Raw genomic sequence first — 10,855 nt, forward strand, 5'->3', positions numbered from 1 at the left:
TCACGCGTCATTTGGCGGTCTAGCAAGCATTCAGTTGCAACACAGTCTACGTAGTGGCGAACCACTGGATGAGTTATGGCATCCATTCTGGCATACCACTCACTCGGACTGCGCTCAGCGAACAACCGACATCAGGATGATGACGATGAAAAGCAAGACCATGATGGATAGATCCAAGCGAACTCCACCGAGGTTGATCGGGGGGATCAACCTGCGGAGCAGTTTCACCGGAGGATCGGTGATCGTAAAAATGGTTTCGAGAATGACTGCGACCAATCCGGTCGGTCGCCAATCTCTGGCAAACGAACGAACGAACTCGACGATCACTCTGCCGATCAGCAACAGCCAGAAGACAACCAGCACCAGATAGATCACAGAGAGAAGCGCGTCCACACCCTCACTCTGCCTGACTTCTGCGGTGTGTCCAAAACAGACACACCGCAGCAATTCCGGAACCGGTCCGCATCGAGTCCGTCTTGTAACGGCCGGCGATGGGTCCGAATGCGGCGTCCGCCGAGGCGGGCCGCCGTTCGAATGTGCTCACGTCACCCCTGCTCAGGGGCCGGACTGCGGTCGAGACCATCATTTCTGGCTGTAGAAACCCGTCTCGGCGATCCGACGGCGCTCCTCGGCGGAAACGTCGATGTCCGCCGGTGAGAGAAGAAACACTTTGGTGGCTACCTTGTCGAAAGAACCACGCAATGCGAATGCCAGGCCGGCCGCGAAATCGACCAGACGCTTCGCGTCGGCGTTGCTCATGTCGACCAGATCCATGATGACGGGAGTGCCGTCCCGGAACCGCTCACCGATGGTGCGGGCCTCTGCGTAGCTCTGCGGACGCAGTGTCGTGATCTTGGCGAGCGGGCCGCCGTCGTCGACAACCGGCGCACGTCGCGCTTCGGGTCGCTCTGCGCGCGCGTCGACCGCGAGGTTGCCACGGCTTGCCGGGCGCGGCGCCATCGCCGGGCGGCTGCTGCGGCTGGGAACGGTGTCGACGCGGGGCCGGGAATCGTAGCGATCGAACTCCGCGTCCTCTTCGTCACGACGACTGGGCGCGTAGCTCGCCTTCGAGAAGGCAGGTTCGACGAACTCGCGGTCGTCGCGCTCGGCATAGCCGTCGTGACTACGACGGGGTGCGCGGCGAGCCTGATCGGGCTCCTCCACGTATTCGTCCTCGTAGTCATCGAGGGGAACCATGCCGAAGTAAGCCTTGAACTTATGCAGGTTGCTCATTGATCGACCTTCCTTGGCGCGGCGGAATCAATCCGACTGCGACCGGTCGCAGCGGTGTGGACGGGTTGGGCGATCACCTGAGCGATCACCTCGAGATTACTGGTCGTGAGCCGAGCAGTGCGGTTCCGACACGCACGCAGGTTGATCCGTGGCGCACTGCAGCCTCCAGATCGCCGGTCATACCGGCCGAGAGTTCGGTTGCCCGGGGATGCGATTCGAGGATCAAAAGATGTGCCCTGCGGAGGATTTCGAACTGCTCGTCCGGATCTGATCCAAGCGGCGGGACGGCCATCAGTCCCGCGAATTCGAGACCTTCGGCTGATTCGATCCGCTCGGCGAGAGGCGTTAGCTCGCCCGTCGGAACTCCGCCACGCGCGGGGTCTCCGTCGAGACTTACCTGGATGAGCGCCCGGAGCGGCTCCGTGCGCTCACCGTCCGACAAAGCACTCAGCGCAGCCCGATCGAGTGCATCGGCCAGTCGCGCACTGCCTACCGAGTGAATTGCATAGGCCCACTTCGCTACCGACCGAGCTTTGTTGCGCTGCAACTGTCCGATCATGTGCCAGCGAACCGGATCATCGATCGCGCCCGTCTGTGCAGCGCCGTCGAAGTCCGCGACCTTCTCCACTGCTTCCTGCTCACGAGACTCACCGAATTCACGGCAACCCAGTTCGTACAGGATTCGAGCGTCGGACGCCGGAAAGAATTTGGTCACCGGCAGCAGTGCTACGTCGGAAACCTCGCGACCGGCGGCAAGGCAGGCGGCCGCCAATCGCGCCCTCACCGAGTCGAGTGCCGTCGATATTTCTGTCAGCCGCATTTCCGTCTCGCGCATTTCTGCCTAGACGGTTTCCTGCGCTGCGGGCGCTTCCATCCAGATCACTGCAGCTTGACGCCCGGTCAGAGATTCTCGGCGATGACTGAACAACGCGCGATCCTCGATCGTGCACCGCGGGTCCTCGGCGACACCGGACACACCCGCGGCGAGCAACTGCTTACGCAGTCCCGCACGCAGATCGAGCCCCGGCGTGCCCTTCTCGGTGCGAGTTGCGCTGCCCGGCAAGTGCTTTTCCACGTCCGCGCGCATCGCAGCGGGAACCTCGTACTGGCGTCCGCTCGCAGCCGGACCGAGGAAGGCGCCGATACGCGAAACGTCCGCGCCCTGACGCACCATCTCCGCGAGGACGCGCGGGACGATACCGATGCGGGCACCGATCCGTCCGGCATGAACGGCCGCGATCACACCGGCCTCCTCGTCGGAGAGCAGAACGGGAACACAATCTGCACTGAGGGTGGCGAGCGCCAGGCCGGGAACAGTGGTGACCAGAGCATCCGTCGCCGGAATCACTTCGTCGGTCGGTTCCGTCACGACAGTGACGTTGCGCGAATGGATTTGTTCCATCCACACGAGATGGTCAGGCTCGACGCCTATTTCGCGTGCCAGACGTCGGCGATTCGCATCGACGGCTGCCGGATCGTCTCCGACGTGATCGCCCAGATTGAACGACTCGTACGGTGACGCGGAAACACCACCGGCTCGGCTGGTCACGACGCGGCGAATGCGGGTGCGGGTGGTCGACTTCTCGGTACTCAAGATAAGTGTGCTCACAAACGTCGAAAGTTGTCGTCCGGCTCAGACGTGACCGGACATCCAGTCAAGAACAGGGTACCCAGAAATTCCGGGCACCCTGTTCTCGAAACTGTTTGTAGCCCTACGTCAGCGACGCATGAAGACCGGCACGTCGACGTCGTCGTCGCCCTCGTCTTCCTGGACCGGCGCATGGCGGGGGCCACCGATCGGAGGCAAGCTGCCCGAACCGGTGGTCTCGCGCGCTGCGGAAATCGGCTGCTCGCCAGCAGGTTCGGCGGCCACCGGCGACCGGCCGACCTCACCCGCGCGCCCGGCGCCGATAGCTCCACGTCCCTGCGCGGTCGACTCCACGGGACGACGAGCCGGAGCTCCTCCGTCGAATCCCGCAGCGATGACCGTCACACGAACCTCGTCACCGAGTGAATCGTCGATGACCGTTCCGAAGATGATGTTGGCGTCGATGTGGGCAGCTTCCTGCACCAGCGAAGCCGCCTCGTTGATCTCGAACAGACCCAGATCGCTACCGCCGGCGATCGACAGGAGCACGCCGCGGGCGCCTTCCATCGAAGCTTCGAGGAGCGGGGAATTGATCGCGGATTCCGCCGCCTTGATCGCGCGTCCCTCACCCCGCGAGGAACCGATTCCCATCAACGCACTACCGGCACCGGACATGACACCCTTGACGTCCGCGAAGTCGACGTTGATCAGACCCGGAGTGGTGATGAGGTCGGTGATGCCCTGGACGCCGTTGAGGAGAACCTCGTCCGCGCTGCGGAACGCGTCCATCAGGCTGACGGCCGCGTCACCGAGCTGGAGCAGGCGATCGTTGGGAATGACGATGAGCGTGTCGCAGGACTCGCGGAGCGCCTGGATTCCGGTATCCGCCTGTCCCCCACGACGCTTGCCCTCGAAAGAGAACGGTCGCGTCACGACACCGACGGTGAGTGCGCCCAGCTTCCGGGCGATGCTTGCCACGACAGGGGCACCACCGGTTCCGGTGCCACCGCCCTCGCCTGCGGTCACGAACACCATGTCGGCGCCCTTGATGACCTCTTCGATCTCGTCCTTGTGATCTTCGGCTGCCTTGCGACCCACTTCCGGGTCGGCACCGGCGCCGAGGCCACGGGTCAATTCACGACCGACGTCGAGCTTGACGTCGGCGTCACTCATCAGAAGGGCTTGCGCGTCCGTGTTGACCGCGATGAACTCGACTCCCTTGAGTCCCTGTTCGATCATGCGGTTGACTGCGTTCACGCCGCCGCCGCCGATGCCGACGACCTTGATTACGGCGAGGTAGTTGTGCGGGGGCGTCATCGGCTCTCGCCTTCCGTGTCGTGTTTCACGCTGCTTGTCAGTGCTGCTGTCTTTGTTACTGCTGTTTTTGTAGCTTCATGCTTTTCGAGAACAACCCTAAACCTCAACCACAGGGTTAGAGTTATGTCAAGTATTCGATCTGAAACGAAACGCTATGCACCGTCGTCGCGTTCCGCCATTAGGCGCGCCGAGACACACCGAAGTATTTGCTGCGCACTGACGCACGGCTGCACCGGGCGCTATCGCACCGTCGGCAGATCAGGACTGGACACGTCGTACGTCTGCCCCGGTTGGGTCAACAGCGGAAGCGTCACAGCAGCCTTACGATCCGAGTGCTCGACACCGCCCCAGTTTACGACGCGACCGTCGAGCAGAGTCAGCGTGACACTCGAAATCGACCGAGCGGCAACCTCTCCCACCTGAAATCTCAGATCCGGCGGCAACACCGACAACACCTCGAGCGCGGCAAGCGTCGGCTCGTCGTTCCACCCGGGCGTCGGTGTCACCAGACGCGGAACCCCGGGCGGCGGGACGCCCATCTCGAAGTCGACGCCCTTCTCGTCCAGCAGGTGTGCACCCTCAGGTGAGTCGACGAAGACGACCGGTACCCGTTCGGTGACGGTGACGCGGATAGTCGACGGATACATCCGCTGCACACGAGCCGAGGCCACCTTCGGAATCGTCGCCACACGTGCGGCGGCGGCGCCGGTGTCTACCCGCATCAACGGCTGACCGGTCGGTACGGCCAGGAGCGAAAGGATCTGTTCCTCACTGACGGTCGTCGCACCGAGAATTTCGGTGCCCCGGACCGAGAGCACCGGAGACAACCAAGCCGTCAACGCAATTCCCACCACCAGCACGATTGCCAGCGGTGCCACGATCAGCGGTCGCTTGAACCACTTACGAGTCGGTGTGGGTTCGGGAGCCGGCTCCGTCGACCGCGTCGAGTATCGCGATTCGGTGCGAGTACTGCGCCGACGCGTACTGGTGGCTTGTCTGGCTCGAGGATCTCGACGCCCGCGCCGACTTCGTGCGTCGGGTGTCATCGCGGCGCGGGATGCGGCGCCGAACGCAAAGCATCGAGGATCTGTTTGCCGAGCATGGTCACGTCACCGGCACCCATCGTGATGACGATGTCGCCGGGGTGAGCCAACGCCGCCACCTGCTTCGGCGCCTGTGACAGATCCGGTTGATAGTGAACAGGTTTCGTTACCGACTGAGCGACCAGCGCACCACTGACGCCCGGCATCGGCTCTTCGCGAGCGCCGTAGACATCGAGAACGACAACCTCGTCGGCCAAGTCCAGCGCCTGCGCGAACTCCTCGGCAAACGCGGCGGTGCGTGAATAGAGATGAGGTTGGAAGACCACGATCACGCGTCCGGCTGCCGAATTGGTCGACGACGAATCGTCCTCCGGTCGAACCAGATCCGCCGCCGCGCCGAGAACCGCACGAACTTCGGTCGGATGGTGGGCGTAGTCGTCGAACACCCGGACACCACGCTCGCGGCCGGTGAACTGGAACCGGCGGTGTACGCCACCGAATCCGGCGAGCCCCTCGACGATCTCCTCCGTCTCGGCGCCGGCGTCACGGGCAGCCAGTAGAGCCGCAAGTGCGTTGAGCGCCATGTGACGACCCGGCACTGCCATCCGCACGGTTCGCGCGGCGCTCTCGCCCGCCAGGTGGAACTGCAGGACTCCCCCGACATCGTGCGCATGGAAGCCCAGTAGTCGGACTCCGACCTCGACACCGTCGACAGGCTCGAAGGCGGTGCCCGCCTCCACTTCCTGCGCGTCTGCCGATCCGTAACCGAGTACCCGGATGTCCGAACGGCCCGAGGCCACGATTCGCTTCGCGAGATCCGCCGATCCCGGGTCGTCGAGGCAAGCAATCAAGAGCCCACCCGGACGCAACTTGTCGACAAAATCGTCGAACACCTTCACATACGCTTCGACACTCCCGAAATAGTCGAGGTGATCGGCCTCGATGTTGGTCACGACGATCACGTTGGGGTCGTACTGCAACAGCGACCCGTCACTCTCGTCCGCCTCCGCGACAAAGACGTCACCGCTGCCGTGATGGGCATTCGTTCCCGCTTCGTTGAGTTCGCCGCCAACGGCGAACGAAGGGTCGAAACCACAGTGCTGCAGGGCGACCACGAGCATCGACGTTGTCGACGTCTTGCCGTGTGTACCCGAAACCAGGAACGTGCGATTGCCCTGCATCAGTGATGCAAGGACAGCCGGACGAAGAATCACCGGGATTCCGCGGCGAGCGGCCTCGACGAGTTCCGGGTTGTCCTTCGGGATAGCCGCGTGCGTCGTGACGACGACGGTCGGACCACCCGGCAGCAGGTCGAGAGCATCGGCGTCGTGGCCGATGCGGACCTGCGCCCCGCGTGCACGGAGCGCCAGGACTCCTCGGCTCTCCTTGGCGTCCGAACCCGAGACGAGGCCCCCGCGGGAAAGCAGAATTCGAGCGATGCCGGACATACCGGCACCGCCGATTCCGACCATGTGTACTCGCTCGAGGTGGGCGGGCAGCGCGGTCATCGGTTTCCCCTTGCGTTTTCCTGGACGGCGTTTTCCTTTGCCGCGATGTCGAGCACGATCCGTGCGATCTCGGTTGCCGCGGTGCGGTGCCCGACGTTGGCAGCGCCACTGCTCATCTTGTCGAGGCGCGCGCTGTCGCTCAGCATCGGGACGACGGTACCGGCGACGAACGTCGGCGTGAGCTCGTTGTCGGAGACGATGATCGCACCGCCCGCTGCGACAACGGGTTTCGCGTTGAGTTCCTGCTCACCATTGCCGTGCGGCAACGGAACGTAGACGGCCGGAAGCCCGACCGCCGAGACCTCGGCGACCGTCATCGCGCCCGAACGACAGATAGTCGCGTCGGCTGCGGCATACGCGAGATCCATCCGCGAAAGATAAGGAACAGCCACATACGGTGCCGTCTCCGAGTACTGCGTGACTTCGAGGGAGTTCTTGGGTCCGTGTGCGTGAAGGACCGAGATCCCGGCCTTCGCCAGTTCTTCCGCTGCTCCGGACACCGCGTCGTTGAGCGACTTCGCGCCTTGCGATCCGCCGAAGACGAGCAGAACGGGACCGTCCTGAGGTAGTCCGAAGTACTCGCGAGCTTGCGAGCGGAGTCCAGCTCGATCGAAATTGGCGATCGACGCGCGAACCGGGATGCCGACGATCTCGGCGTCCTGATCGCCGCGGTTCTTCACTCCGGAACCCGGAACAGCAGCAAGCACCCGCGTCGCCAGGCGAGCACCGATCTTGTTCGCGATGCCGGCACTGGCGTTCGCCTCGTGGATGACGATCGGAATCTTGCGGCGGCGCCGAAGAACACCGCCACGTGCGGCAAGATACGCCGGAAGCGCGACGTAACCACCGAAACCGACGATCACGTCGGCGTCGACGGAATCGAGTACCTCACGGGTCTTGCGCACCGAGGCGAGGATGCGTGTCGGCAGTTTGACGAGATCCATCGTGGGCTTACGAGGAAGCGGAACCGGGGGAATGAGCTCGAGCGTGTACCCGCGAGCCGGCACCAAGGTGGTTTCGAGACCACGCGCCGTCCCGAGCGCAGTGATTCTGGTGTCGGGCGCAGCGGCCTTGACCGCGTCCGCGACAGCAAGTGCGGGTTCGATGTGACCAGCCGTGCCTCCCCCTGCCACCACTACCGACAGAGCCGATTTGTTGCCGCTCACCTACGAATTCCTCGCTCTCGAACTTCTCGTGGATCTTGTGCCCTACGTGTCGGCGCCTGCCGACGCTGACCATTCTGCCCTCCCGCGGTGCGCTTCCGTGACCCAGCGGCCGCACCTCGGTTGGAATCCGAGGAAGGGCGAGCACCTTGATCTGCCCGCTTGCGTCGATCGCCCGTCTCGATCGCGCGCCGGCCGTCGCGTCCGCGTGCCGGTTCGATCTGCCGTGCGGGCTTCGGTCGACGGATCGGCCGGCCCCCTGACGGCGGGTGGTACAGCACGGGCTTCGGCAGTCTGAGCAACTTCGAGATCTTGCCGTCCTGCCCGGAGTTCAGAGCGGCAACTGCTTCGGGCTCGTGGCGCGCTGCATTGGCGATGACACCGAACATGAACAATGTGATCGCCAAGGACGAACCGCCGGCGGAGACCAGGGGCAACTGGAGTCCGGTCACCGGCAGCAGTCCGATGACGTAACCGATGTTGATCATTGCCTGGCCGACGATCCAGGTAGTTGCAGTGGCCGACAGGAGCCGCCAGAACGGATCGATGCTGCGGGCTGCGATCCGCAATCCCGTGTAGACGAATACAGCGAACAAACCGATCACCACTGCGCAGCCGACAAATCCCAACTCTTCGCCGATGATCGCGAAGATGAAGTCGTTGTGCGCGTTGGGTAGGTAGTTCCACTTGGCGACGCTCTGACCGAGTCCGCGTCCGAAAACGCCCCCGTCGGCGAGCGAATACAAAGCCTGCTTGGCCTGATAGTTGTTGCCCTGCAGGTCGTCGCTCTTGTTGAAGAAGGCTTGAACTCGATCGGAACGATAACCGGCCGTCATCGCCAGCACGCCCGCCACGACGACGCCCGTCACCGCGATCGAGCCGAAGAGCTTCAGTGGCAGCCCACCGAACCACAGCAGGGCCCCGACGATGATTCCCAATGCGATGGTCGTACTGAGGTTCGGCTGCGCGACGACCAAGGCGAAGACCAGCATTGCTGCGGGCACGAGCGGAATCAGGATCGACTTCACGGATCGGTCGTCCGGACGCCTCGAGGCCAACAGATGCGCGCCCCAGATCGCCAAGGCGACCTTCATGATTTCCGAGGGCTGCACCGAGAACCCGCCGACGTTGAACCAGCGACGCGCGCCCTGCGCTTCTGTGCCGATTCCCGGAATCAGGACGAGTACCAGCATGATCAGCACGACGACGAACAGCGGAAACGAATACTGCCGGAGCACTCTCGCCGGGATCCGGAGCGCGACGTAGAAGAGCACAGCTCCGAGAATCGCGAAGATCAACTGCTGGGTGAACAACGAATACGCCGAGCCACCGGACACGTACTGCTCGACGCTCGACGCCGACAGAACCATCACGAGCCCCAAGACAGTCAACATCGTGGCAATCGTCACCACCAGGTGGAACGACGCCAACGGCCGCGCCAACCAGGCACCGATTCGGGTCTTGGGACCCTTGGTCATCGCAAGTTCCCGGCTTGGCCAGGCGAATCCGTGAACGGATCGGGTAATGCGGCGACGGCGGCGGCGAAGCTGTCACCACGATGTCCGTAGCTGGCGAACATGTCCAAGGACGCGGCGGCCGGGGCGAGTACAACTGCATCACCGGGGGACGCCAACTCGGCAGCTTCGACTACCACTGCGGCCATGACGGCATCCGCGTCGGCACCCGACGGCAGCCGGATGGTGAGAGTCGAGTTGCTGCTGTTTTCGCTCACCACTGCATCGTCCCCCGACATCACGTGCACCACGGGAACATCGGGCGCGTGTCGCGCGAGCGCGTCCTCGATCACACCAGCGTCACGCCCGAGAAGGACAGCGCCGGAGAGTCGAGGGCCGACTTCGCTCACCAATTGGTCGACGCTGGCTCCCTTGAGCAGACCGCCTGCAACCCAGACGACGCGATCGTGCGCGAGTATCGACGGTCGGGCTGCGTGCGGATTGGTGGCCTTGGAATCGTCGATGTACACAACGGACCCGACACGGCCGACCAGCGCCCCTCGGTGTGGGCCGACCTTGTGTGCGGCCAGACCGCGTTCGACGACGTCTGCCTCGAATCCGAGTGCCCGCGCCAAGGCGGCGGCGGCCAGCGCGTCCATGACGCCTGCCGGGCCGGCGGGATCTATCGACGCTGCTTCGGCCAAGCGGACGTGATCGCCGAATGCGTTGTCCACGAGGTGTCCCGCTTCGACACCCAGTTCTCCTTCGCCCGGTTCACCCAATCTGAACCCGGTGACAATGTCTGCAGTTGCGCGAGTTCCCAGTTCGGAAGCGATCGCGTCATCGAGGCCGACCACCGCGACCTTTCCGCTCAGCGCCCGTGACTTGGCCTCGGCGTACGCGCTCATTCCGCCGTGCCAGTCGAGGTGATCCTCGGCGACGTTGAGGACCACGCCGGCATCCGGACGCACCGAAGGCGCCCAGTGCAATTGGAAGGACGACAGTTCGACAGCGAGGTACTCCACGCGCGGCGACGTCTCGGCGAGTGCGTCGAGTATCGGTAGCCCGATGTTTCCGCAGGCTCGGCCGACAACTCCAGCGGCGTCGAGAATCGAGGCCAGCATCGACGTCGTCGTGGTCTTTCCGTTCGTCCCCGTCACGACGAGCCATTTACGGGGTGTGCCGAAGTGCCCGCTGTGGTCGACGCGCCAGGAAAACTCGACGTCTCCCCAGATGGGAATCCCGTGACCGGCGGCGGCTGCAAGGATCGGTGCATCCGGCCGAAAGCCCGGACTGGTGACGACGAGCCCGTACTCGGTGATCGAATCCGGGGCATCCTCGATCGAGGTGGTGGTCACCATGTCCGCGCCGAGCTCCGCGCAGCGCTCCGCGAAGTCCAAGGTCGAATCGGCAACCGTCACGACAGCACCGAGGGCGACGAGAGGTTCGATGGTCGCTTGACCGGACACCCGCCCACCGGCGACCAGCACTCGCGTACCGCGGAGCCAGGACAGGTCGTTCTCGGAATCCGCTGAGCTGGTCATGGTTT

The 10,855-nt window shown here is 63.9% G+C and carries 10 protein-coding genes; all 10 read right to left on the reverse strand.

Features of this window, described 5'->3' with window-relative positions:
- Positions 1 to 114 precede the first annotated feature (114 nt).
- Positions 115 to 393: a YggT family protein gene (locus A0W34_RS16915; RefSeq protein ID WP_003941780.1), complete on the reverse strand. Its 279-nt coding sequence runs from the start codon at positions 391 to 393 to the stop codon at positions 115 to 117.
- A gap of 189 nt (positions 394 to 582) precedes the next feature.
- Complete coding sequence (locus tag A0W34_RS16925) at positions 583 to 1,233, reverse strand: cell division protein SepF (protein WP_003941752.1); 651 nt, start codon at positions 1,231 to 1,233, stop codon at positions 583 to 585.
- 85 nt (positions 1,234 to 1,318) lie between these two features.
- The gene (locus A0W34_RS16930; RefSeq protein ID WP_081557980.1) at positions 1,319 to 2,068 is read right to left on the reverse strand and encodes a YggS family pyridoxal phosphate-dependent enzyme; all 750 of its coding nucleotides are present in this window, start codon (positions 2,066 to 2,068) and stop codon (positions 1,319 to 1,321) included.
- A 6-nt stretch (positions 2,069 to 2,074) separates the two neighbouring features.
- Positions 2,075 to 2,842 (reverse strand): peptidoglycan editing factor PgeF, encoded by a 768-nt coding sequence (gene pgeF, locus A0W34_RS16935; protein WP_051649556.1) that lies wholly within the window; start codon positions 2,840 to 2,842, stop codon positions 2,075 to 2,077.
- A 108-nt stretch (positions 2,843 to 2,950) separates the two neighbouring features.
- Complete coding sequence (gene ftsZ / locus A0W34_RS16940; protein WP_003941788.1) at positions 2,951 to 4,138, reverse strand: cell division protein FtsZ; 1,188 nt, start codon at positions 4,136 to 4,138, stop codon at positions 2,951 to 2,953.
- Between the two features lie 239 nt (positions 4,139 to 4,377).
- Positions 4,378 to 5,016 carry a cell division protein FtsQ/DivIB gene (locus A0W34_RS16945; protein WP_063316280.1) on the reverse strand — a complete coding sequence of 213 codons (639 nt, stop codon included), beginning with the start codon at positions 5,014 to 5,016 and terminating at the stop codon, positions 4,378 to 4,380.
- A 164-nt stretch (positions 5,017 to 5,180) separates the two neighbouring features.
- On the reverse strand, positions 5,181 to 6,689 hold the full coding sequence (gene murC / locus A0W34_RS16950; protein ID WP_030537033.1) for a UDP-N-acetylmuramate--L-alanine ligase: 1,509 nt from the start codon (positions 6,687 to 6,689) through the stop codon (positions 5,181 to 5,183).
- Positions 6,686 to 7,855, reverse strand: coding sequence for an undecaprenyldiphospho-muramoylpentapeptide beta-N-acetylglucosaminyltransferase (gene murG / locus A0W34_RS16955; RefSeq protein WP_003941767.1), 1,170 nt, complete (start codon positions 7,853 to 7,855; stop codon positions 6,686 to 6,688). The genes murC and murG overlap by 4 nt, the downstream gene beginning before the upstream one ends.
- Complete coding sequence (gene ftsW, locus A0W34_RS16960; RefSeq protein ID WP_003941724.1) at positions 7,852 to 9,330, reverse strand: putative lipid II flippase FtsW; 1,479 nt, start codon at positions 9,328 to 9,330, stop codon at positions 7,852 to 7,854. The genes murG and ftsW overlap by 4 nt, the downstream gene beginning before the upstream one ends.
- A complete protein-coding gene (gene murD / locus A0W34_RS16965) occupies positions 9,327 to 10,850 on the reverse strand; it encodes a UDP-N-acetylmuramoyl-L-alanine--D-glutamate ligase (protein ID WP_081557981.1) in 1,524 nt (507 codons plus the stop codon). Before murD ends, ftsW begins: the two co-directional genes overlap by 4 nt.
- Positions 10,851 to 10,855 lie beyond the last annotated feature (5 nt).

The sequence above is a fragment of the Rhodococcus sp. BH4 genome, from assembly GCF_002079265.1.
In the GTDB taxonomy this organism is placed as follows: domain Bacteria; phylum Actinomycetota; class Actinomycetes; order Mycobacteriales; family Mycobacteriaceae; genus Rhodococcus_F; species Rhodococcus_F qingshengii.

Bases quoted from the DNA above. Each gene is read 5' to 3' on its own strand.
- A0W34_RS16925 (WP_003941752.1), bottom strand. From the start codon at position 1,233: ATGAGCAACCTGCATAAGTTCAAGGCTTACTTCGGCATGGTTCCCCTC.
- A0W34_RS16930 (WP_081557980.1), bottom strand. From the start codon at position 2,068: ATGCGCGAGACGGAAATGCGGCTGACAGAAATATCGACGGCACTCGAC.
- ftsZ (WP_003941788.1), bottom strand. From the start codon at position 4,138: ATGACGCCCCCGCACAACTACCTCGCCGTAATCAAGGTCGTCGGCATC.
- murC (WP_030537033.1), bottom strand. From the start codon at position 6,689: ATGACCGCGCTGCCCGCCCACCTCGAGCGAGTACACATGGTCGGAATC.
- ftsW (WP_003941724.1), bottom strand. From the start codon at position 9,330: ATGACCAAGGGTCCCAAGACCCGAATCGGTGCCTGGTTGGCGCGGCCG.
- murD (WP_081557981.1), bottom strand. From the start codon at position 10,850: ATGACCAGCTCAGCGGATTCCGAGAACGACCTGTCCTGGCTCCGCGGT.